Origin of the sequence: Chitinimonas prasina, from assembly GCF_030160395.1 — a bacterium.
Taxonomy (GTDB): domain Bacteria; phylum Pseudomonadota; class Gammaproteobacteria; order Burkholderiales; family Chitinimonadaceae; genus Chitinimonas; species Chitinimonas prasina.
This window is the reverse complement of sequence record NZ_BSOG01000019.1, coordinates 658-968: the sequence shown is the minus strand read 5'-3', so window position 1 is coordinate 968 and position 311 is coordinate 658. Positions and strand designations below refer to the sequence as shown.

Here is a 311-nt window from a genome sequence, read left to right as displayed (position 1 = left end):
CGATCATCTGCGGTCCGATCCCGCATTCAAGCTGGCCTGCGGACGGCTGCCGGACACGGGCCGCGATCTGTGTTCCCAACCGACGCTGTCGCGGCTGGAGAATGCTCCGCGCCTGCGCGACGTGATCCGGCTGACCTACACTTTGGTCGACGCATGGATGGATAGCTACCCGCGCGAGCCGGCATCCGTCACGCTCGACATCGATGATACCTGCGATGTCGTCCACGGCCATCAGCAGCTCTCGCTGTTCAACGCTCATTATGACGAACGCTGCTTCCTGCCGATCCACGTCTACGACACGGAGAAGAGCC

Annotated in this window: 1 protein-coding gene; it reads left to right on the top strand. The window is 62.7% G+C overall.

The genetic code is table 11. From position 1 onward, the window contains the following. Positions 1-311: transposase (locus QQK16_RS20960; RefSeq protein WP_284198441.1), on the top strand; the 311-nt coding region annotated here is incomplete at both ends.